This window comes from Streptomyces angustmyceticus, from assembly GCF_040701845.1.
Classification (GTDB): Bacteria; Actinomycetota; Actinomycetes; order Streptomycetales; family Streptomycetaceae; genus Streptomyces; species Streptomyces angustmyceticus_A.
The window spans coordinates 158040-179141 of the sequence record NZ_JBFBHQ010000006.1 but is presented as its reverse complement, the minus strand read 5'-3'; the positions used below and the strand labels follow the sequence as shown (position 1 = coordinate 179141).

Annotated in this window: 17 protein-coding genes; 10 read left to right on the top strand and 7 right to left on the bottom strand. The window is 70.7% G+C overall.

Going from position 1 to position 21102, the window contains the following annotated elements:
- The first annotated feature begins 649 nt into the window (after positions 1–649).
- Positions 650–1858: an enoyl-[acyl-carrier-protein] reductase FabV gene (gene fabV / locus AB0411_RS16345; RefSeq protein WP_366417957.1), complete on the top strand. Its 1209-nt coding sequence runs from the start codon at positions 650–652 to the stop codon at positions 1856–1858.
- A gap of 410 nt (positions 1859–2268) precedes the next feature.
- On the opposite strand, the gene AB0411_RS16340 is transcribed toward fabV, so the two are convergent.
- From AB0411_RS16340 to AB0411_RS16320, 5 genes are all read right to left on the bottom strand, one after another.
- On the bottom strand, positions 2269–2706 hold the full coding sequence (locus tag AB0411_RS16340) for an ATP-binding protein (RefSeq protein WP_366417956.1): 438 nt from the start codon (positions 2704–2706) through the stop codon (positions 2269–2271).
- 550 nt (positions 2707–3256) lie between these two features.
- A complete protein-coding gene (locus AB0411_RS16335) occupies positions 3257–4390 on the bottom strand; it encodes a CPBP family glutamic-type intramembrane protease (protein ID WP_366417955.1) in 1134 nt (377 codons plus the stop codon).
- 445 nt (positions 4391–4835) lie between these two features.
- On the bottom strand, positions 4836–6254 hold the full coding sequence (locus tag AB0411_RS16330) for a purine-cytosine permease family protein (RefSeq protein WP_366417954.1): 1419 nt from the start codon (positions 6252–6254) through the stop codon (positions 4836–4838).
- A 234-nt stretch (positions 6255–6488) separates the two neighbouring features.
- Positions 6489–8291: a coagulation factor 5/8 type domain-containing protein gene (locus tag AB0411_RS16325; protein ID WP_366417953.1), complete on the bottom strand. Its 1803-nt coding sequence runs from the start codon at positions 8289–8291 to the stop codon at positions 6489–6491.
- A 318-nt stretch (positions 8292–8609) separates the two neighbouring features.
- On the bottom strand, positions 8610–10445 hold the full coding sequence (locus AB0411_RS16320; RefSeq protein WP_366417952.1) for a glycoside hydrolase family 15 protein: 1836 nt from the start codon (positions 10443–10445) through the stop codon (positions 8610–8612).
- A 334-nt stretch (positions 10446–10779) separates the two neighbouring features.
- Between AB0411_RS16320 and AB0411_RS16315 the strand changes: the two genes are divergently transcribed.
- Positions 10780–11514, top strand: coding sequence for an HAD family hydrolase (locus tag AB0411_RS16315; protein WP_366417951.1), 735 nt, complete (start codon positions 10780–10782; stop codon positions 11512–11514).
- A gap of 168 nt (positions 11515–11682) precedes the next feature.
- On the opposite strand, the gene AB0411_RS16310 is transcribed toward AB0411_RS16315, so the two are convergent.
- On the bottom strand, positions 11683–12615 hold the full coding sequence (locus AB0411_RS16310) for a GlxA family transcriptional regulator (RefSeq protein WP_366417950.1): 933 nt from the start codon (positions 12613–12615) through the stop codon (positions 11683–11685).
- A gap of 71 nt (positions 12616–12686) precedes the next feature.
- On the opposite strand from AB0411_RS16310, the gene AB0411_RS16305 reads away from it, so the two are divergent.
- The 5 genes from AB0411_RS16305 to AB0411_RS16285 all read left to right on the top strand — a co-directional run bounded on the left by AB0411_RS16305 (position 12687) and on the right by AB0411_RS16285 (position 16199).
- A complete protein-coding gene (locus AB0411_RS16305) occupies positions 12687–13373 on the top strand; it encodes an HD domain-containing protein (RefSeq protein ID WP_366417949.1) in 687 nt (228 codons plus the stop codon).
- A 40-nt stretch (positions 13374–13413) separates the two neighbouring features.
- A complete protein-coding gene (locus AB0411_RS16300) occupies positions 13414–13833 on the top strand; it encodes a RidA family protein (protein ID WP_366417948.1) in 420 nt (139 codons plus the stop codon).
- A 229-nt stretch (positions 13834–14062) separates the two neighbouring features.
- Positions 14063–15031 (top strand): trypsin-like serine peptidase, encoded by a 969-nt coding sequence (locus tag AB0411_RS16295; RefSeq protein ID WP_366417947.1) that lies wholly within the window; start codon positions 14063–14065, stop codon positions 15029–15031.
- A 165-nt stretch (positions 15032–15196) separates the two neighbouring features.
- Positions 15197–15694 (top strand): potassium channel family protein, encoded by a 498-nt coding sequence (locus AB0411_RS16290; RefSeq protein ID WP_366417946.1) that lies wholly within the window; start codon positions 15197–15199, stop codon positions 15692–15694.
- Between the two features lie 166 nt (positions 15695–15860).
- The gene (locus AB0411_RS16285; RefSeq protein WP_086719002.1) at positions 15861–16199 is read left to right on the top strand and encodes an MmcQ/YjbR family DNA-binding protein; all 339 of its coding nucleotides are present in this window, start codon (positions 15861–15863) and stop codon (positions 16197–16199) included.
- A 145-nt stretch (positions 16200–16344) separates the two neighbouring features.
- On the opposite strand, the gene AB0411_RS16280 is transcribed toward AB0411_RS16285, so the two are convergent.
- Complete coding sequence (locus AB0411_RS16280; protein ID WP_260640458.1) at positions 16345–16503, bottom strand: hypothetical protein; 159 nt, start codon at positions 16501–16503, stop codon at positions 16345–16347.
- 388 nt (positions 16504–16891) lie between these two features.
- Here AB0411_RS16280 and AB0411_RS16275 point away from each other — a divergent pair, with 388 nt between their 5' ends.
- From AB0411_RS16275 to AB0411_RS16265, 3 genes are all read left to right on the top strand, one after another.
- A complete protein-coding gene (locus AB0411_RS16275) occupies positions 16892–17305 on the top strand; it encodes a hypothetical protein (RefSeq protein WP_366417945.1) in 414 nt (137 codons plus the stop codon).
- Positions 17306–17365: 60 nt separating this feature from the next.
- The gene (locus AB0411_RS16270; RefSeq protein WP_366417944.1) at positions 17366–17761 is read left to right on the top strand and encodes a nitroreductase/quinone reductase family protein; all 396 of its coding nucleotides are present in this window, start codon (positions 17366–17368) and stop codon (positions 17759–17761) included.
- A gap of 364 nt (positions 17762–18125) precedes the next feature.
- On the top strand, positions 18126–20654 hold the full coding sequence (locus AB0411_RS16265; protein WP_366417943.1) for an ATP-binding protein: 2529 nt from the start codon (positions 18126–18128) through the stop codon (positions 20652–20654).
- The last annotated feature ends 448 nt before the right edge of the window (positions 20655–21102 follow it).

Genomic DNA, 21102 nt, shown 5'->3' with positions numbered 1-21102 from the left:
CGCCCCCCTCGTCGCTCGCGACCGGTGAAGGGAGTGTGCCACGCATCACACCGACTCTCACATACTCTCCACACATTGCTTGCTATCGGTTTCATCACGCTCCGCTTCGTACCGGGGAAATCCGCTTCTCCGCAGGAAGGGGCGCTTACGCAGCGGGCACTTCGCCACCCTCCGCCGTTCCGAAAGCTGTGGAGATCATGAATCCGCCCCCCGAACTCGGCGCATTCGCCGGTGCGGCGGAAGCGTGTGCCGAGGGCCTCGGGGTCATTGCGCCCGCCCCGCGAAGAGCCCACGCCGACCGGCCGGCGGGTGACGAGTCGACCCGGCGCGCCCCCACGGAGGACGAGGCGGCCGCCGCCACGGGCGCATGCCGTCGCCTGCCCCTGCGGACGGAACCGCCGACCGGCGCACTCCCTCCGGGGGATCCGGGTGATGCCGCCGCCCACCCCAGGACATTCGACGCGCGAAGGGTAGGAAAGACCTGTCGGAGCCCGAACTGAGGAGAACCCTCCAAAACCATCCCGCCAATACTGTGTCCGCCAAGACGATCATGGGGAGGTACGACGGCGCAGACTGGCAGGGCGGCAGGTACTCCGGTGACGGCCGCTTCTCCACCTCGACGAACTCGACGATCCGAAGGACGTACGTCATGAGCGAACGAGTCATCAGCCCGCGCAGCCGTGGCTTCCTCTTCCTCGACTCCCACCCGGCCGGCTGCGAGCGCCTGGTGCAGGAGATGTGGCAGGCCGCCCCCGGACCCGCCCGCGTCCCGAATGACGCTCCGGTGGCGCTGATCGTCGGCTCCTCGGCGGGCTACGGGCTGGCCGCGACGATCGCCGGCCTCGCCCGGGCGGGCATCCGCGGCATCGGCGTCTGCTTCGAGAAGGCCCCTACCGAGCGGCGCACGGCCACCGCCGGCTGGTACCGGACCGCCGCGACCGCCGAACTCGCCCGCCGGCACGGCCACGAGATGGTGTTCCTCAACGGCGATGCGTTCTCCGACGCGATGAAGGACCAGGTCGCCGACGTCCTCCGGCAGCGCTTCGGCCGTCTGGACCACCTGATCTACTCGGTTGCCGCACCACGGCGCACCGACCCGGAGACCGGCGCCGTCTACGCCTCGGCCCTCAAGCCCATCGGCGAGGCGTACCGCACCAAGACCCTCGTCTTCGACGGTGACGGGACGCCGGAGGTCAAGGAGGTGGAGACCGCACCGGCCGAGGGCGACGACATCGAGCAGACCGTGGCGGTGATGGGCGGCGCGGACTGGGAACGGTGGGTCGACCATCTCGCCGACCGCGGTCTGCTCGCCGACGGATTCAGCACGGCGGCCCTGTCGTACATCGGTTCCCCGCTGACGGACGGTATCTACCGGCAGGGCACCATCGGCGCCGCCAAGACCCATCTCGAAGCGACCGCCCGCACGCTCGACGAGCGCCTGGGCAAGCTGGTCGGCGGCCGCGCGGTGACCTCCGTCAACGGTGCCGCGGTCACCCAGTCCTCCACCGCCATCCCCGGCATCGCCCTGTACGTCGGTCTGCTGCGCGGAGCACTCGGCGAGGGGATGGTGCCGCCGATCGCCCAGCTGGCCGACCTGTGGGACCAGCTGACCGGCGTCCGCCCGCTGGAGACCGACGAGGACGGCCGGGTCCGGCTCGACGGCTGGGAGCTCAACAGCGCCGTCCAGGCCGCCGTCACCGAACGGTGGGAGTCCGCCACCACCGAGACCATCACCCGCCTCGCCGATCTCGACTGGTTCCACGCCGAGGTCCAGCGCCTCTACGGTTTCGCGGTACCGGGCATCGACTACACGGCCCCCACCGCGACGCAGGTTCCCTGGCCGGACGCCACCGCCTGATCCGCGGCCCTCCACCGACCGGAGGGGTGAGGTTTCGCGACGGGTGCCCCGCGCCTGATGACGGGAACGACGCCTGCGTCCCTTGGACAAGAGATCACGCAATCGCGCTCTCCGTGCGGAAGACCCGTTGCGGCGAGGACGGTTTTCCGGATGATGTGCGGGGCCGGTGCGGGCCGCGTAGGGCCGTTCGCGCGTCGGCGCGGTGAATTCGGTTCCGCCGTCCGGGAATTCAGACGGCGGGAGATCGACGAAGGTTCACCGAAAGGTGACGTACTCCCACCCCGGGGTAATCGGGCGGTCCGGCAGGGGAGATATTCCTCGCGTCATCCGGGGCCGGTCGGTCGACCCGGTGCTCCGGCGCGGCGGACCGCTTGCGCTCGGCCGTGGCTCACCCGCCACGGCCCGGCCGGTCAAGAAGAACCGCGCCCCAGACGGGGAATGATCGCGGTCACGGTTTTACCGGCCGATTCCCGGTTCACCTTCACGACGCTCGCAATGCGGCAGACCATCGACCAGCCAAAACCGCCGCCCTCACCGGTGACGTCAGGGGTACGGGGGCGGGGAAGGGCGGAGCTGGAGTCGTGCACGTCGACCACCACCGACTCCGGGCCGGCCCTCAGGCGCAGGGCGCAGACCGTGCCGCCCGCGTGCCGCACCGCATTGGTCACCAGTTCGGAGACCACCAGGATCACCGCCTCCTTGGCGTCCTTCTCCACGGCGGGTTCCAGTTGCTCCAGAAAGGCGGTGGCAAGGTGCCGTGCGGGCCCGACAGCTTCGGATCGACAGTCCAGTTGAAGCTCCAGCACCGGCGACGCCGTAAGGGTGCGCGGAGCCTCGGCGGTGCTCATGATAAAGCTCACCTCAATCGCGTGGACTTGCCTTCAGGCCGGAAAGCGTGCCCTCTTCCCGGGCTATCAACCACAATTCTCCGAGGTCGGACGAAATGTTTTGTTTCGCCACGACGGTGGAATGGCCGACCCCGCGCCCGCCCTTAGCGGACAAGGGCAAGCGGCGTGATGCGGAACACCTCACGCCGCCTCGGCAGCCGGACGGCGAGCGCGGTCACCGCCATGCCCATAAGGCCTGCCCTGCGCATCCGCGCCGAAAGGATCAGCGCGAGAAACGGGTACCGGCAGATGCGGAACCACCGTCATCGTCCTCCAGACAATCGCGTGCCCGAATCCACCGCGGACAATCGGAAATTACGGCTGTTTGCTTCTCGATCCGATGGGTAAGAGTCGACCCCTTCACGGCGTTGCACGGCAAGGGCGGAAGGGATTCCGGTGCTGCCCGCCGGCCCCTCGCCGCCCCGCGCCGACTCCCGGGCCGGACCGGCCCGCCACCCGGCCGATCACTTTCACTCCACACCGATAAAAACGGACAATTAACCCATAGCCGTTAAACTCCGCTACGCCGGAATACCCGCGCACCTCGGTCATACGACAGCCACTCCCGCCCGGCCCCCGCCGCACGGAGCTGCTCGACGCCCGAGGACGACCGCGTCCGCTCGATGTCCGAGGACGACCGCCCTTCCCGCTCGGCCGGGACGAGCAGTGGACCGACCCTGGTCCAGTCGCCCACGCTGTGTGCGGTCGCCGCCGACGGATGCCCGGCCCTGAGCCGCCGCGCCCGCGCCCTCACCAGGGACGATGCCAGCCGTGCCATGACGAAGACCAGCGCCGTGGCCGCCAGATACCCCAGTTCGAGGACCGCGGCATGGGCCGGGGCGACCTTCGCCGACCAGCCCGCATCGCGTTGCACGCCCTCGAACACGACGCGATTGACACTCAGGAAGGCCACATGGGTGCCGATCGCCGTCCACAGCGGCGCGGCTCCCGGCGCCGTCCGTGCGGCCACCAGCGTGAGACCGAAGACCGTGAGCAGCACCAGATAGGCGATCGGGTCCTGTCCCGCGGGACTGAGTCCCATCGGCACGGGCGCCACGCCCACCAGACGGGACACCCCGGCCTGCACCACCGTGGATGCCGCGGGCACCAGCAGGAAGACCGCCGTCGTCCCCAGCGCGGAGACCACGCCGCCGAGCCGGTCGCGCAAGGAGACCCAGGCGTAGCCCCGCAGCGTCGCCTCCTCGGGCAGCGCCTCCAGCAGCACGGCCACCAGGGCGTTGCTCACCAGGAACGTGGCAAGGTCGGCCGGGTCCAGGCCGGACCAGCGGACCCACCCGAGTGCCGTGCCCGCGCCGAGAACGGCTGCGGCGCAGGAGGCGGTGACGGCCATGCCACGGAGGAAGCCGAGCGGCGCCGCCGACCGGGGCCCGAGCCCCAGCGGAAGCCGCCTCGTCGACCGCACGGCCCGTAAGCCCAGTACGGCGGGGACGGCCAGCGCGCTCACCAGGACGGCGGGCAGCAGCTGCCGCGCATAGCCGTCGGCGCCGAGCATGCGGGCGAGGGCTTCCCCCAGCGCGTTCCCGGCCCCCAGTGCACACGCCATCACCGCGCCGCCGAGCAGCGCTCTCCCCCAGGCCCGCCCCGCGGAGCCCCGAGCCGGCGTCGTGCCGTGCGTCGTGGTCATCGGCTCTCCCTTCGCGTCCGGCGGGAGGGGCGTCCGGGTACGTCCGTGTGCGTTCGCGTCGTCCGCCGGAATCCTCCGTGCGCAGCGAACCGGGCCGGTGGGACTCGTGGCCCCGGCACCGGAAGCACCCGGGCGGGCACCGGACCGCCGCACCCCGCAAGCTTTCGAGAGCTACGTGTGCCCTTGACACCGGCGATGAAGCCGCCCTCCGCCAGGCCCGACACGAACGGACCGGCAAACCCTCCTACGGCATGACCTGGCGCGCCCGGGGACTACATCCCCCGGCCCAGCCGCCGTACCCGAAGCGGCGGAGGAACCCGATGACGGCACGGCGACGGGCGGCACCGCGCCCGGTGCCGCCCGTTCGCCGCCCGTACTGCCGGCGTGGCCCGGCGCCGCGCGGCGTGACCCGTGTCGATCCGCACCGCCCGTCCCCTGAGCCCGGCTACCCGCCCGCGACCGGCGCGGCCGCGGCCGGCTCCGCCCGGCGTTCCGCACGCGCACTCAGCATGAGCCGCAAAGGGGCATAGACCGCTATGGAAACCACGAACGCGACGTAGTACGCGAGATCGGCACCGTGCAGCGCGGCCGCGACCGGGCCGACGAACAGGCTCGTGTCCATGAAGGGCACGGCCGCGGCGAACGCGACGACGAACGCGAGGCACGCCGGCCACCACGGCTGGGGGCGGGCGAACTCGGCCACGACGTCGATCGGCGCGCCGCGGCGGGCCCTGGCGCGCAGTCGCGCGTCGACGAGCACGATGCCCACGAAACCGGGGATCCAGTAGCCCACGAACAACAGCAGGTTCTGGAAGCGCGTCGTGGTGTCCGCGGCGTGCATCCACAGCACCAGCAGGAAGCCGAGTACGGCCGCTGCCGCCGCGGCGAGCGGCCGCGGCACCCGGATGCCGGCCGTCTGGAGCGCCAGGGAGCCGCTGTAGTCGTTCATGGCGTTGCTGCACACCGCGGCGGCCGCGATGGCGAGCAGGCCGCAGGCGCCGAGGACCCCGCCGCCCAGCAGGCCGTGCACCCCCGCGGCGGTCTGATCGGTGAACAGCCCGGCTCCCCACAGCCCGAGCGCCTGGACCCAGCCGAACGAGAGCACCATGCCGAGCACGGAGTACCAGAACATCCGGGGCCGGGACGTCGTACGGGGCAGATAACGGCTGAAGTCCGAGGCGTACGGGGCCCACGAGATGGCCAGGCTGAGCGCGATGGTGCTGGTCAGGACGAAGGCCCCGAGCCGGTCGGCACCATGCGCCGACCCCGATGCGGGAAGCGGCACCCCGTCCAGCAGCTTGACGCTCAGGACCAGGAAGGCGGCGCCCAGCACAAAGGTCATCACCCGTTGGAGCTGGTGCAGCGCCTCGTAGCCGAAGACGCCGACGGCTCCCTGGAGCAGCAGGACCACCAGCGCGCCCGGCCAGAACGGCCAGCCGAGCAGCTGGGCCAGTGCCTCACCGCCGAAGAGGCCGATGAGCGCGTCCCAGGCGACGGAGGAGAGCCACTGCATGATGCCGGGCAGCGCCACACCGCGGCCGAAGGCCAGCCGCGACAGCGGCAGCTGGCCCGTCCCGGTCTGGCTTCCCCAGGTGCCGAGGTACGCGGCGGGCACCGCGCCGACGATCGTGCCGAGCACCATGGCCGTGAGCGCCGTCCAGAAGTCCAGCCCCAGGGAGATGCCCACGGTGCCGGAGAACACCCCCGTCATGGTGAGGTTGGGGGCGAACCACACGGTGAAAAGGCGGGCGGATTTGCCATAGCGGTTGTTCTCGGGCACCGGCTCGATGCCGTGCCGCTCGACCGCCAGGTCACCGGTCCGGGCAGGCATCCGCCCTCGGAAGGCGGATTCTTCGATGGTCATGACTCTCCAGGCTCAACAGATGCGCCGCCCTACGGTAGGCCGCGCGGGCGGCCCGCCCGTCACGGCCCCCTGGCACGGCACCGCCGGCCGGTGCCGTGCCGAGGCGTGTGCCGTCCCAGGGGTGGCCGGGATCAGGGCCGTCCACGGGATCCGGAGGTCATGGGTTCGGCTCGGTTCGACCTGGTGCGGCCGGTCGGCCCGCGGAGTGCACGGACCGGGACCGGGGCCCGCGGCTCACGGATACGACACCACCGTCGACGGCACCGTGGAGGTCCCCGAGGTCGCGGCGCCGACACCGTTGATCACGTGCTCGTACTGGCCCTTGCCGCCCAGGGAGACCACGAGCAGATCGTGGAACTTCACCCCCGGCTCGTCCGGGGCCTCGAACCCGTGGTCCTGGCGGATGGTGGGATCCACGTTGTAGAAGCAGTAGCTGCCCAGGCCCCACCCCTCGTGCGTGGTCACCCCGTCCGCGACCTTGTACGCGGCGTACCCCTTGGTGCTGCCGTTCTGCACCGCGGCCTGATCGGGTGCGTCGTACGCCTTCTCGTTCTGGAAGAAGACGGTGCGTCCCCGCTCGCCGCGCCACTCCACGTCGTACTTGTTGAAGTGCTCGACGAAGAGCCCGGTCGCCAGGACGTCGTCACCGTTGACGCGGACCCCGTAGTCGGCCCGGTTGAGGTCCCAGCCCACGCCGTCGCCGTGGTCGGCGCGCCAGACCCAGGTGTGATCGACGATGGTGTGGTTGCTGTTGATCACCATGCTGGTGGTCGCCTTGCCGACGCCCGCCCCGCCGATCCGGATGAACACGTCCTGGACCGTGGTCGGGTGCTCGGCGTGGTCCGCGGAGGCGCCCTCGGGGCCGACCTCCAGCAGCGTGGCGGAGTTGACCGGGCCGGCGTCGATCAGGAACCCGGCGAGCCGCACTCCGTCGACGTCGGCGACCTTCAGGGCCGTCGCCCCGTTGTCCGGAACGAGGGTCGCATAGCCCAGCCCCAGGACCACCGTGTGCGCGCGCCGCACCTCGATCGCCCGGTCGAGGTGGTAGACCCCGGGCGTGAGCAGCAGGTGGAGCCCCTGCGCCAGCGCGGCGTTGAGGGTCGCCGCGTCGACGCCCGGCTTGGCCACATAGAACTCGCCGAGCGGCAGGGACTCGCCGCGCGGTGTGCCGTTGCCCCAGGTGATGCCGCGCGCGTTCGTGCGCTTCTCGGGCAGGAAGACCCGGTACTCGGCCCCGTCGAGATACAGGAAGGGCTTTTCGCGGGAGACCGGTGTGGTGTCGAGGGTGGTGTACGGCGGGTTGGGGAAGCTCTGCCCGGGGGCGCCCTCGACCCCCGAGAACACCATGTTCCAGACGGCGTTGTTCCAGCCGCCCACCGAGCTGTCCCGGGTGTACCACTGCTGCTGGGAGTAGGGGCCCACCGTGCCGTCGATGCGGCTGTCGGCGAGGTAGCCGCCGCTGGCCCAGCCGTAGCCGTCGGGCGCCAGGTTGAGCCCGCCCTTGACGTGCATCCGCCGGAACGGTGCCGCCTGGGCCACGGCCCACCGGTTGGTGCCGTTGACGGGACGGAGCGCGAGGTTCTCGGCCGAGCGCCAGAAGTTCTGTGTCGCATTGCCGTCGAACCAGCCGGCGTCGACGGTCACATCACCGTTGATGGCGGTGTCGTCGGGCGAGAGCCCCAGGCCCGCGATGGAGGTGTAGAAGCCGAGTTGGGCGTTCAGACCGTTGTAGGTGCCCGGCTTGAACAGGAGTTGGTACCTCCCGTCTCCGAACTGGGCCTTCTCCTGCCGGCGGAAGATCTCGTCGAGCGTGCCCTGGATGCCGGGCGTGGCGGGGTCAAAGACCAGCACGTTGGGTCCGAGGTCGCCACCGCCCGGCAGCGCGGCGGCGGCCGGCGCCGCGGCCGCCCGGGAGGACAGCACCGGAAGCCCGACGGCCGGAAGCGCGGCCGCCATCGCGGCGAGCACTCCACGGCGTGAGGGCCTGGGCGTACGGGAGGCCGTGTCGTCCGTGGAGGGCGTGGGGGGTGTGGGCATAGCAGCTCTCCTGATTCAGGAAGTGAACGAGTGATGTTCATGGGAGCGCTCTCTTGCCCGATGCATGTTCATCAGGTGTGAACGGTGCGTCAAGACTTCTGCCGGGAATGCCGAAACTTGGTCCTGACCAACCCTCACATATCTGTCGGTTCACGCTAGTTATCGATGTTTCCTCCCACCCCCGAGCTCTTTCCTCGATCCCGCTCACGCGTTCAGCACATGTCGAGGGAAGCGGGGCGGACGAGTCAGAACGGCAAGCTCGGTGCGCCGCCCCGCGGCCGCGGGGAAGCGGGCGCGCGGGCGGGTCGCAGGAACCCGTCAGCCCAAGGCCCGGTCCAGGTTGAATGCGGCGCTGATGAGGCCGAGATGGGTGAAGGCCTGGGGGAAGTTGCCGATCTGCTCGCCGGTGTGGCCGATCTCCTCGGCGTACAGCCCGAGGTGATTGCCGTAGGTGAGCATCTTCTCGAAGGCGAGCCGGGCCTCGTCCACCCGGCCGGCCCGCGACAGCGCCTCGACGTACCAGAACGAGCAGATGGAGAAGGTGCCCTCCTCGCCGTGCAGTCCGTCCGGGCTGCGGAGCGGGTCATAGCGGTAGACCAGGGAGTCGGACACCAGCTCCTCGCCCAGCGCGTCCAGGGTGGAGAGCCATTTCGGGTCGGTGGGCGAGATGAACTTGGCCAGCGGCATCATCAGGACGGACGCGTCGAGGACGTCGTCGCCCTCGTGCTGGACGAACGCCTTCCGCCGGTCGGACCAGCCGCACTCCATGATCCGCCGGTAGATCGCATCGCGGGCCCGCGCCCAACGGGGCATGTCCGCCGGCAGACCCCGGTGGGTGGCGATCCGCATCGCGCGCTCGATCGCCACCCAGCACATCAGCTGCGAGTACAGGAAGCGCTGGGCCTTGCCGCGGGTCTCCCATATGCCCTCGTCCGGCTGGTCCCAGTGCTCGCAGACCCAGTCGACGAGGGTGCCGACCGTGGCCCAGTGATCGCTGGACAGCGGCTCCCCCCATTTGTCGTAGAGGTAGAGGGAGTCGATGAGCGCCCCGTAGATGTCCAGTTGGAGCTGGTTGACGGCGTCGTTGCCGGCCCGGACGGGCGAGGATCCCAAGTGCCCCTCCAGGTGGCGGAGTTCTTCCTCGGGGAGTTCGCTGCGGCCGTCGATGCCGTACATGATCTGCAGCGGTCCCTGGGGGCCGTCGTGGAGACAGAGGTTCTCGGACAGGAAGCGCACGAAGGCCTTGGCCTCGTCGGTGAAGCCCAGTCTGAGCAGTGCGTAGATGCAGAACGCGGAGTCCCGCACCCACGCATAGCGGTAGTCCCAGTTGCGCTCGCCACCGACCCGTTCGGGCAGGCTGGTCGTGGGCGCGGCCACGATCGCGCCGGTCGGGGCGTAGGTGAGGAGCTTGAGGGTGAGCGCGGAGCGGTGCACCATCTCCCGCCAGCGCCCCCGGTAGCGCGAGTGCGACAGCCAGGTGCGCCAATACCGCACCGTGGCACCGAACAGGTCCTCCGCCTCCGCCAGCGGACAGGCGCGCGGCTCCACCCCGTCGCCGATCCGGTCGAGCGCGAAGACCGCGGACTCCCCCTCGCCCAGCATGAACGACGAGACGGCGTCCGGCCCGTCGACCTCGACCGGAACACTGGAAGTCAGCGCCAGGGAGAGGCCCGGGGAGGCGAACACGGTCTGGCCCTGCCGCATGGTCACCGTGTGCGTGCTGCGCCCGTAGTCGAAGCGCGGCGCCACGCGGACGGTGAAGGGCAGCGCCCCCCGTACGCAGAGCACCCGCCGGATCAGCCGGTGGCGGTCCGCCTCGCGTGAGTCGTCGACGATCGGCATGAAGTCCTGGACCTCGCCGACACCGTGGTCCGCGAAGAACCGGGTGATCAGGATGTTGGTGTCGGGAAAGTAGAACTGCTTCGTCCGGGCGGGGACGTCCGGGGCCAGCTCGAAGGCACCGCCCCGGTCGGCGTCCAGGATCGACGCGAAGACGCTGGGTGCGTCGAAGCGTGTGCAGCAGTACCAGTCGATGGTGCCGTTGGTGCCGACGAGCGCGGCCGTACGCATGTCCCCGATCAGACCGTGCTCGGCGATGGGGGTGTAGCGGAGTGCGTCCGCCTTGCTCGGGCGGAGGCTCACAGCGACGGCCATACGACCTCCCCGGGACGGGGCTGCGGGAGCAGTCGATTCAGATTACCTCCGCGGGATCGGGGGCGGCGAGTTGCCTCAGGGCGGGGCGGGTAAGGCGGCGGGGCGAGGCCGAGGGCGACCGGGCGGTACGTGCCCCGGGGCGCCCGAGCGCCTGGTGCCCGGCGTGCGTCACCGTGCGTATCCGCCGTCCACGGAGGGTGTCGGGGTGCACCGGCCGCTGCCCCGCACGCTTCCCTCCGCCATCGCCCGCTCCCCCGGCTGTGCCGGCTGTACCGGCCCCGCCCCTCACCACAACTCCGGCCCCGGCTCGGCTCACCTGCGGTAGGAAGAGCGCATGAGTCTCCTCCCTGTCTGCGGTCCCGAAGGCCCCGTCCGCACCGCACCAGCCGCCCCGCACGACGCGGCCCCGGCCGCCGTGCGCGCCGTGCTCTTCGACTTCTCCGGCACGCTCTTCCAGATGGGAACGTATGCGGACAGGATCCGGTCGGCCCTGGGACGGCCGGTGGACGACGCGACGATGGACCGCATGCTCAGCGGGCTGGAGGCGGGGCTGTCCGACCCCCACGTCATCCGGGCCCAGCGGGCGCGCGACGTCTCCTCCCGGGCCCACCGGCATGCCTTCACCACCTGGTACGCCTCGGTCCCCGAGCTCGCTCCCTGCGCCGGGGCGCTCTATGAACAACTGCAGGCCCCCGAGCAGTGGGTGCCCTATGCGGACACCGGCACCACCCTGACCCGCCTCACCCACGCCGGCCTGGCCCTCGGGGTGGTGAGCGATGTCGGCTGGGATCTGCGGGCCACCTTTGCCCACCATGGTCTGGACGGGTACTTCTCGGCCTGGGTGCACTCCTATGAACACGGCACGGAGAAGCCCGACCCGCTGCTGTTCCACCACGCCTGCCGCGAGTTGGGGGCGGGCCCGTCGGAGACGCTGATGGTGGGCGACCATCCCGCCAAGGACGGCGGCGCGGTCGGCGCGGGCCTGCGGGCGTATGTGCTCCCCGCGGGTGCCGCCCCCGGCTCGCTGCGCGGTCTGGACGCCGTACTGCGGCTGGCCGGGCTGTCCTAGTAATCCCACACGGCTTTGCCGTCCGACCTGTGGGGTTCGCTGGACGGCTGGAGCAGTGCGCACGAGGGAAGCGAGAGGTAATCGTCAACGGCATGGGCAGGTAGCCGGGTCTGGTGGGCCGGGCTGCCCGGCGGGGGCTGTGGCGGACGTGCGTCTGTCGTACCGGCTTCAGCTCCCGAAGGTGCGCCGGTAGGCGGTGGGGGTGGTGTCCAGGACGCGTCGGAAGTGCAGTCGCAGGTTGGCGGCTGTGCCGAGTCCGCAGTCCCGTGCGACGCGGTCCACCGGGTGATCAGTGGTCTCCAGGAGTTCTCGTGCCCGGCCGAGACGGGCGTGGAGCAACCACTGCAAGGGGGTCGTGCCGGTCTCCTCGGTGAAACGGCGCATGAGGGTGCGCTGTGAGATACCTGCGTGCCGGGCGAGTTGGCGCAGGGTGACCGGCTCGCTGAGGCGCTGCAGTGCCCATTCGCGAGTGCCGGACAGCGACGCGTCGCCGGCCACCGCGACGGGGGCGGGCACGTACTGAGCTTGTCCGCCTTCCCGGTGCGGGGCGGCGACCAGGCCGCGAGCGATCCGGTTGGCGACCACCGCTCCGAGGTCGCGGCGCACGATGTGCAGGCACAGGTCGATGCCGCAGCACACCCCGGCCGAGGTCAGGACGTTTCCCTCGTCGACGTAGAGCACGTCGCGATCCACCGACACTGCCGGGAAGTCGCGTGCGAAGTCATCGATGTACTGCCAGTGGGTGGTGGCGTGCAGACCGTCCAGCACGCCGGCCGCGGCCAGCGCGAAGGCGCCCGTGCAGATCGACACCATCCGCTTGCCCCGCTCGTGCGCCTCGGCCAGTGCGGCGAGTACGACTTCCGGCGGCCGGCGGGGTGGCTGGGTTCCCGGCACGATCACGGTGTCGGCGGCACGTACCGCCCCGAGGCCCCCCTCGGCGTGCACCGTGAAGCCTCCGGTGGTGTGCACCGTCGGGGCGGAGGTGCACACGGTCGTCTCGTACGGGGTCTCCGGCCGGGTGGCGAAGATCTGCGCGGGGATCGCCAGATCAAGGGGCATGACCCCGTCCAGGGCCAGGATCGCAATCCGATGAGCCGTCATGGCAATATTTTAGCGATGTGCGGCAATATTGCCTATCACCAGGTCAGAGCGCTGTCAGGCACGCTGAAGACATGACCGAAGCTCCCCATGAGGCGGCCACCGAGGCGTTGGCCGACCTCATCGCACTGCCCCGTACACCGCTCGCCGAGGCCGTGGTGGGTCTGATCCGCTCGGTGGAGACACCGTCGGTGTTCAACCACAGCGTCCGCAGTTATCTGTTCGCCCGGCTGGTGGCGGGCCGCCTCGACCTGTCCGCGGGCCGCGACTACGACGACGCCCTGTTGTTCTCCGCGTGCGTGATGCACGACCTCGGTGTAGCGCCGGACGGCCCGCACCGTCAGCGGTTCGAGGTCGAAGGCGCCGATCGCGCAGCCGAGTTCCTCGTCGAACACGGGGTGTCCACCTCGGACGCCGATCAGGTGTGGCAGGCGATCGCGTTGCACACCTCGCCTGGCATCGCGGAGCGCCGCGGCACGCTGTGCTTGCTCGTCCGCGAAGGCGTCACCCTCGACTTCGGCGAACCGCTGGGAAACGACCACGTCGAGGCACTCACCGACGAGCAAGCCGATGCCGTGCACGCCGCGTACCCGCGGCTGGACATGGTCCGTTCGCTCACCGACGCGATTGTCGCGCAAGCCGCGAAAAACCCGAAGAACGCGCCCCGCTACGCGCTCCCCGGTGAATTCCTCCGCGAACGCGAGACCTTCGGCCGGACCCGGATGGAGCACTCCTGCCGTTCGTCCCGCTGGGGCAACTGACCCCCCACCATTCGGCCACAACGAAAGGGAAACACCGCACATGGCCATCCACACCGTCGAGATCCCCCAGGACTCCGAAGTCTTCGGGAAAACCGTCAGCGCCTTCGCGAACTTCGGCTACTCCGCCGCGGTTCGCTCGCACGGGCATCTGTTCATCGCCGGCACGATCGGCCGCCGCGCCGACGGCACCATCCCCGACGACATCGAGGAACAAACCAGGATCGCCATCCAGCGCATCGAGGAAATCCTCCGGCTGGAGGGGCTCGACCTGTCCGCGCTCGTCGATGTGACCAGCTACCACGTCGACATCCACCGGCACCTGGCCGGCTTCTCCAAGGCCAAGGCGCAGCTGATCAATCCTCCCTATCCGACCTGGTCACTGATCGGCGTCAGCGGACTGGCCAGCCCCGGGCTGCTCGTCGAAATCCGGGCCACCGCCGCCTATCCCGACGTCTCCTGACAGGCCACCGTTATCGGGCCGGGAGTCCGGCCCGGTAACGGGACCACAGCTCCACCACGCCCGCGCGGCCGGCTCGCTTCCGGCCACCGGCGCGAACTCTCCCACCCACCGGCAGGAATTCCGGCCGGGCCTCTCGCCCTGCGTCCGCCTGTCGTAGGACGATGGCACGCTCGCTTCGTCTCTGTGCCCCGTCCCGTATGCCGTGCCCGCTTTGGGGAGGACCCGGATCATGAGCAGACCGATTGCTGCACGCGGCCGCTTCACCCTCCTGCTTCTCGGACTGTCCCTCGCCCTGCCGCTCGCTCTCCCGCCGGAATCCCTCGCGTACGCCGTAAGTCCAGCGGACGGCCCCGGGCGCCCGGCCGCATCGGCCGACGCCTACTGGACCCCGCAGCGGATGGCGGCAGCGAAACCGGCCGCCGCCCCCAGGAGTTCGCAGGCCCGGCGCCCGTCGGCCGACCCCAGTCCGCCGAGCCACCCCTTCGACGGCCTCCCCCAGGTGGGGACCTTCTTCTGGACGGACGGCAACAACACCGGCCGGTTCTGCGGCGGCACGGTCGTGCGCAGCCCGCACCACGACCTCGTGGTCAGCGCCGCCCACTGCCTGCGCTCCCCCGACCCGAAACGGCACCTGTCGTTCGTGCCGCAGTACCACGACGGCCTGAAGCCCCACGGCATCTATCCCGTCGACCGCATCTACCTCGACCAGCGGTACTACGACCTCGGGACGGCCGCGGGGGCCCGCTGGGACTACGCGGTGGTACGGCTCGCCGCGAGGGAGGACGGATCCGAGGTGGAGGAGGTGACGGGCGGCTTCGACCTCCTCCCGTACCCCGGCTACGACCACCGGAAGGTACGGCTCATCGGCTACCCGGGCAACAGCGACACCACCCACCCCAAGCCCCTGGACTGCACCTCGTCCACGCATCGCTACACCAGCACCGACCCGGCCGCCCCCGGCGACTTCCTGGAGATCGCCTGCGCGGGATATATCGGCGGCACCTCGGGCGGGCCGTTCCTGGTACGGGACTTCACGGGATACGCCCTGATCGGCGTCATCGGCGGCTATCACACCGGAGGCGACTTCCCCGACGTCTCCTACAGCTCGTACTTCACGGCCGACACGCTCGCGCTCTATCTGCACGCCGTCCGCGGCGATACACCTGCCACACCCCGCCCGGCTCCGCCGTCGAAATGAGCGGGGCGAGGACAAGAGGCGCCCTTCCGCTCTCCTTCCCTGCCTCCCTTGCGTCTGCCGCAGCCTCGCTCATCGACATATCCGAGCATTTCCCGGTGCCCTGTTAATGTCAGCGATGGCTCAAGGCTGGTTTCCCACCAGACCCGCAGTGGAAGGTGACGCCCGGTGGTGCCGTCGTTTCTCTTGTCCGTCTTGAACCGCCTCTTCGGTAATGAATCCTGGCGCCGGCTTCACGCACAAGCCGCGCTCTGGGTCACCCTCGCCATGACCGCGGTGCTTCTCGGCGGGGCCGCCCTGGTAGAGGTCGCTGAATCCGGTGCGCCGCACGCCAATATCACGTCCTATCCCAGGGCTTTGTGGTGGTCGATCGAAACGGCTACCACCGTGGGCTACGGGGACTTCTATCCGGTCACGCTATGGGGCCGCATCATTGCCTCTTTCCTGATGCTCAGCGCCATTACGGCATTCGGGGTCATCACGGCCGCCCTCGCCACCTGGTTCGTCGGCCGCGCGGAGCAGGATGTGATCCGCATGGGCAAGGCAGTGGGGAGCCATGCCCGCGAGGACGCGGAGGCGCTGCGCTCGGAGCTGCACACACTGCACGAGCGCTTCGACCACGTGGAGAATCTGATCCGGGACAAAGGTTCACGCTCCCCCTCGTGACCGAGGGGTGAGGCCCTTGGCTCCTCGGCCGGGGCTGAGCATGGCCGGACTGGGCCGGGCCGGGCCGTGTCGGACGGTGCTGGTTGCGATCCCTGCCCGGAAACGGTGACCCTCGGCCGAAGGGAACCCAGAAGGGCGCCGTCCTTGCGCGTCTAAGCTGGTGGCCGTGATCGATTCAGCCGACGTTCGCCGTATCGCCCTTTCGCTGCCGGAAACGGTGGAGAAAGTGGCCTGGGACATGCCCACGTTCCGGGTCGCCGGAAAGATGTTCATCACGATCCCCGACGACGAGACGTCGTTCGCCGTGCGATGTCCGATTCACGAGCGGCGAGAGCTGATTGCCGCGGAGCCGGCGAAATTCTGGGTGCCGCCGCACGAAGCCGCCTCCGCCTGGGTGCGGGTGCGGCTGGCCGAGCTGGAGGACATGGACGAGCTGCGGGACATCCTCGTGGACTCCTGGAAACAGGCAGCCCCGACGCGGCTCGTCGACGCTTTTCCCGGGTGAAGGGACACGGAATGGGGCGGCGCGCAGGGTACGCAGTGCCCGTCCCCGGCCGAAGCGTTCTCCTTCACCACGGTCCCGCCGAGGGACGCCGAACCGGGGCGAGGACAACGAGCCGGGGCGAGGGCCATCAGCGAGCCACCGGGCCTCAGGGCCGGCGACGCAGGTCGCTCCAGTCCAGCGCCTGGGACGCCGTCTGCTGGGAACGCTCGGCGGCCTCACGCGCTTCGGCGAGGATGTCTCCGTGCTCCTCGACGAGCTCTTCATAGATGGGGGTGGGGCTGGCGGTGTGCGTGGAGGTGCTCATGTCGGTGTCCCGTTCCCTAGTGGTTCTGTGACTGCGGCTCGGTAGGTTCACGCCGCTCTGGGAAGTAGGGAGCACCACAGTGGAATACTCGGTGCACCCAAGGGAGGCCGTCCCCACTCGTCCGCCGCTCCCCCGCGCGGGCGCTGGACATCGTGTCATGAGCGCGGCAGGCACGCAAAGATCATCCCAGAGCCCGAGATCGTTGATGAGGGAACGTCCGCATCGCGCTCGCGACCCGGCGCAACGGTCTCCCGCATACGCCCGTGCCCCTCTCCCGGACAGCCTGACACGGCTGCCGATCGCCGCCGAATCGAGCGGAGGCGAGCTGAGCTGAGCGTCGGGAGGACGGGGCGAAGTGGCGCTCGGCACATCGACTGGAGGAGATTTCGTGGACGAGGCGTTGTACGTGAGGTTCCAGGGGACGACGCGCAGCCGGAGAGGGCACTTCCCCGGCATCTTCGCCCTCGCCAACGGCCTCGCACAGCAGGGCAAGTTGACCGACGAGCAGTACCGCTTCTGGCGCGCCGGCAACGACTGGTACGACGCCCACTACACCAACCCGTCGCACGTCGATCCCACGGTCTACGATCGCGAGCTCAACCCGGGAGCGGTGGCGTGGTTCAAGACCCACGCCGTGCATCTCATCGAGCGGGTGGCCGGGTACATGGAACTGCTCGCCGCGCATGACGTGGCATGCGTGCGGATCGAGTCCACCAACCCGGGCAGGGTCATTTATGAGGACGACGACCAGGTGGTCGTCGTCCCATGGGAGAAGGAAAACCCTGGGACGGTAAGGCCCTGACCCCGGGGGAAGTCCCAGAGCTCCCGAAATCCCAGCTACGAACGACCCGAAAGGCCAAGGATGTCGCGCTACCTTGAGAGGAAATTCCGGACGGTCACCTCGTTCCAGCGGCGGGTGGGCAACCCGATCCTCACTCGGCTGCCGCAACAAACCCTCCTGGAGACGACCGGACGAAAGTCCGGATTGCCCCGCCGGACACCCATCGGCGGACGCCGTCTCGGGAAGGAATTCTGGTTCGTTTCCGAGTACGGCGACAAGTCGCAGTACGTACGGAACATCCAGGCGAATTCCCGGGTCCGGGTCCGGATCAAAGGACGTTGGCACGCCGGCACCGCTCATCCGCTCCCGCAGGACGACGCCCGGACGCGACTGGGGACCTTGCCGCGGCTCAACAGTGCAGTGGTCCGAGCCGTCGGGACGAACCTGCTGACCATCCGGGTCGATCTCCTCGACTGAGACGCATGGTGCGTGTAGCCGGGGAAGCCATGGCCGTCGGCCGGACAGCCAGTGAGTCAGCCAGACCTCGGATAGCCCCATGGCCGGACAGTCGCGCGGGCGCCGTTGCAGGGCAACGTTGGTGTGACTGGCGGCTGTTGGGCAGGATGGCCGTGTGGCGATGTCGCGGGCATGTGAAGCATGTGGTGCGCCCCTCCCGATGCCCTCACCGGCCGTGGGCGGCGGCGCGGCTCCGGGCGGCCGGCCCGCGCGGTACTGCTCCGGTGCCTGTCGGCAACGCGCCTTCCGCCGGCGTACGGAGCATCGTGCGCCGCCTCGTACGGAGCTGCCGGGACGCGGACTGCCGCCCGCACTCGATGCGTTCGTGGGGCGCGAGCGGGAGCTGTCGCGGTTGCGGACGCTGTTGAGATCCTCGCGGCTCCTGACGCTGACGGGCCCGGGCGGCGTGGGCAAGACACGTCTGGCGCTGGAGCTGGCGGGCACCGTCCGGGGCGCTCGCGCGGGGCGCGCCCACTGGGTGGCACTCGACTCGCTCCAGGACGACGAGCTGCTGCCGCAGGCTCTGGCCGCCGCCCTCGGGGTGCGCGAGCGTGGTGGCCGGGCGGGCGTCGAGGCGCTGGTGCATGCACTGGGCAGCCGCACGGTGCTGGTCGTGCTGGACAACTGCGAGCATCTGGCCGACGCCTGCGCGCGGTTGGCCGCGACGCTGCTCGCCCACTGCCCCCGCCTGCGGATTCTCGCCACCAGCCGGGAGACGTTACGGGTCCCCGGCGAGGTCGTCTTCCGCGTCGGCGAACTGTCGCTGTCACCGGTGGGCGAGGGCCAGGGCAGCGCCGACCTGCTGGGATCGGAGGCCGTCAGGCTGTTTCTGGCACGCGCCCGGACGAGCGACGCGGCGTTCGAGCTCGGGCCCGGCGAGGCCCGTACGGTGGCGGAGATCTGCCGGCGGCTGGACGGGCTGCCGCTGGCCATCGAACTGGCGGCGGGCAGAGCGGGCTCGCTGTCCCTCACGGACATCCTGCACGGGCTGGACGATCAACTGTCCCTGCTGACCGATGGCCCGAGGACCGGGCCGGGCCGCCATCGCGAGTTGGCGGCCGCGATCGACTGGAGCCATCGCCTGCTGGATCCGCTGGAACGGGTGGTGTTCCGGCGTCTGTCGGTTCTCGGGGGCGGCTTCGACGCGGAGGGAGCTGCCGCGGTCTGCGCCGACGGGGTGGGGCGGGTGGACGGGGAGGTAGCCCCGTACGAAGAAGGGAACGGTTACGGCGAGGAAGGCCGGCGCGGGGGCCGGTACGGCGAGGAGAGCCGGTGCGGGAGCCGGTACGGCCAGGGGGACGAGCGCGGAAGGGGGGACGGAGGCGGGGAGCGAGGCGGATGCCACCCCACAGGCCCCGCCGGAAACCGCGCGCTCCACAGCCCCGTCCGCCCCGAGCAGGTGTTGCGCGTGGTCTGCGCGCTGGAGGCCAAGTCCCTGGTCGTGAGGGTGCGGGGGGACGAGCCGCGCGGCAGGGCACGCTTTCGGCAGTTGAGTGCCATACGGGCCTACGGGATGGCGCGCCTCGCGGCAGCCGGGGAGCTGCAGGACACCTGGCACCGGGCGCTCGACTGGCTGGCCGGACGAGCCGCTGGGGCCGTCGCGGCGAAGACGTTCCCGGACACCGTCGAGGGGCCCCTCGACCAGGAGCAGGAGAACCTCGCGGCGGCTGTCGCCCACTCCGCCTCGTGCGCCGACGCCCGGCACTTCCCGCTCGCGGTCGCGCTGGCCCGACTGCAGTACCAGCAGGAGCAGTTGACGGCCGCGCGCTCGCTGCTGTCGGGAGTGTGGCAGCAAATGCCGGACCACGAGGACCGTGTCGCGGCGTTGGCGTTGGCCGCGCGCTCGGCCTGTCTGCAGGACGACCATGCCGCGGCCCTCGCGTACGCCCAAGAGGCCGTGGCCGTCGGGCGTGCGGGGCGGCATCTCGCCAGGCTGGCCAATGCCCTGGACGCGCTGGCGGCCGCCCGGCTGTACCGGGGCGAGTTCGCCGACGCCGTCGCCGTCTTCACCGAGTGCCTCGATGTGGTCCGTACGCTCGGCCGTCCACTCGACCTCGCGCTCTGCCGGCACCATCTGGCCTGGGCGCTGCTCCAGACGGGCGGGACCGCACGGGCCGAGCAGCTGATGCAGGAGTGCCTGCCGGAGCTGGAAGCAGGAGCGCCACCGGGCCAGTTGACCGCCGCCCTGCACACCACGGGGGCGATCCGGCTGGCCCAGGGCGATCTGGACGCCGCCGAGCAGCGCTTCGCCGAGGTGCTGCTCATGGCGCCGCCCGGGGAGAGCTTCCATGCCCTCTACCCGCTCGAAGGGCTGGCCATCGTGGCGGCCGAACGCGGAGACCCGGAGCGGTCGCTACGGCTCTACGCGGCGGCCGCAGCGATGCGCCGCCGGATCGACACGGAGCCGGAAGCGCACTGGTGGGGGCAGGTGGAGGCGGCCGTGGCGCGGGTCAAGGAGCGGATTCACCCCGCCGGGGTCGGTGCGGCGATGGCGGCCGGCCGCCGGCTGCGGGGAACGCGGTTGGTCGCGTACGCGCTGCGCGGCACGCGGCTGAGCTCCGCCGGACGAAGTGGCGCTCGCGCGGCGCGCCCGGGCCGGGGCGTCGAGACCGAGGGACCCCCGCACCCCCCGCATCCTCCTCGGCTCCCGCTGACCGGACGGGAGTCGGCGGTCGCCGGGCTGGTCGCCGAGGGCATGACCAACCAGCAGATCGCCACGCATCTGGGCCTCTCCAAGAGCACCGTGGCCGGCCATCTGGACCGGGTCAGGGACAAGTGGGGAGTCAGGTCCCGTACGCAGATCGCCGTCCGGTTCGTCGGCCAGGCAGCAGACCGCCCCGAGCCCGACGCCTGACCGGACCGGCGCGGACACGGACCGGGGCCGTCGCGGCCCGTGCCACCAGCCCCTGGACGGACCGGGGCCGCCACGGCCGCTGCTGTCCGACGCCTGAACGGACCAGAGCGGACACGGACCGGCGCGGACACGGACCGGAGCCACTCCAGAACCCGTGCCGCCATCCCGGGGGGCTCGAAGGACCGAAAGGGCGCCGGCGTCCCTTCACCGCACCTCCTTGCCCCTCGCCCCCCGTGCCCCCGCACCACCCATGGTTTCGTCACGCCGACAGCTCACCGGTCATCCGACCGATGCGGGCGCCGGCCCGACATCGGAGGCTGAGCGGGAGAGCGCACCCGACGGGCGGCCCGCCCTTCCCCTCAAAGGACGCCGGCACGGAAAGCCAACCGCTGCCCGCCAGCCGTCACGTCAACTTCAGCCCACCACCGCTGCCCCGGCCGTCCCTCGC

Coding starts and splice junctions, on each gene's coding strand:
- fabV (WP_366417957.1), top strand. CDS start 650: ATGAGCGAACGAGTCATCAGCCCGCGCAGCCGTGGCTTCCTCTTCCTC.
- AB0411_RS16340 (WP_366417956.1), bottom strand. CDS start 2,706: ATGAGCACCGCCGAGGCTCCGCGCACCCTTACGGCGTCGCCGGTGCTG.
- AB0411_RS16335 (WP_366417955.1), bottom strand. CDS start 4,390: ATGACCACGACGCACGGCACGACGCCGGCTCGGGGCTCCGCGGGGCGG.
- AB0411_RS16330 (WP_366417954.1), bottom strand. CDS start 6,254: ATGACCATCGAAGAATCCGCCTTCCGAGGGCGGATGCCTGCCCGGACC.
- AB0411_RS16325 (WP_366417953.1), bottom strand. CDS start 8,291: ATGCCCACACCCCCCACGCCCTCCACGGACGACACGGCCTCCCGTACG.
- AB0411_RS16320 (WP_366417952.1), bottom strand. CDS start 10,445: ATGGCCGTCGCTGTGAGCCTCCGCCCGAGCAAGGCGGACGCACTCCGC.
- AB0411_RS16315 (WP_366417951.1), top strand. CDS start 10,780: ATGAGTCTCCTCCCTGTCTGCGGTCCCGAAGGCCCCGTCCGCACCGCA.
- AB0411_RS16310 (WP_366417950.1), bottom strand. CDS start 12,615: ATGACGGCTCATCGGATTGCGATCCTGGCCCTGGACGGGGTCATGCCC.
- AB0411_RS16305 (WP_366417949.1), top strand. CDS start 12,687: ATGACCGAAGCTCCCCATGAGGCGGCCACCGAGGCGTTGGCCGACCTC.
- AB0411_RS16300 (WP_366417948.1), top strand. CDS start 13,414: ATGGCCATCCACACCGTCGAGATCCCCCAGGACTCCGAAGTCTTCGGG.
- AB0411_RS16295 (WP_366417947.1), top strand. CDS start 14,063: ATGAGCAGACCGATTGCTGCACGCGGCCGCTTCACCCTCCTGCTTCTC.
- AB0411_RS16280 (WP_260640458.1), bottom strand. CDS start 16,503: ATGAGCACCTCCACGCACACCGCCAGCCCCACCCCCATCTATGAAGAG.
- AB0411_RS16270 (WP_366417944.1), top strand. CDS start 17,366: ATGTCGCGCTACCTTGAGAGGAAATTCCGGACGGTCACCTCGTTCCAG.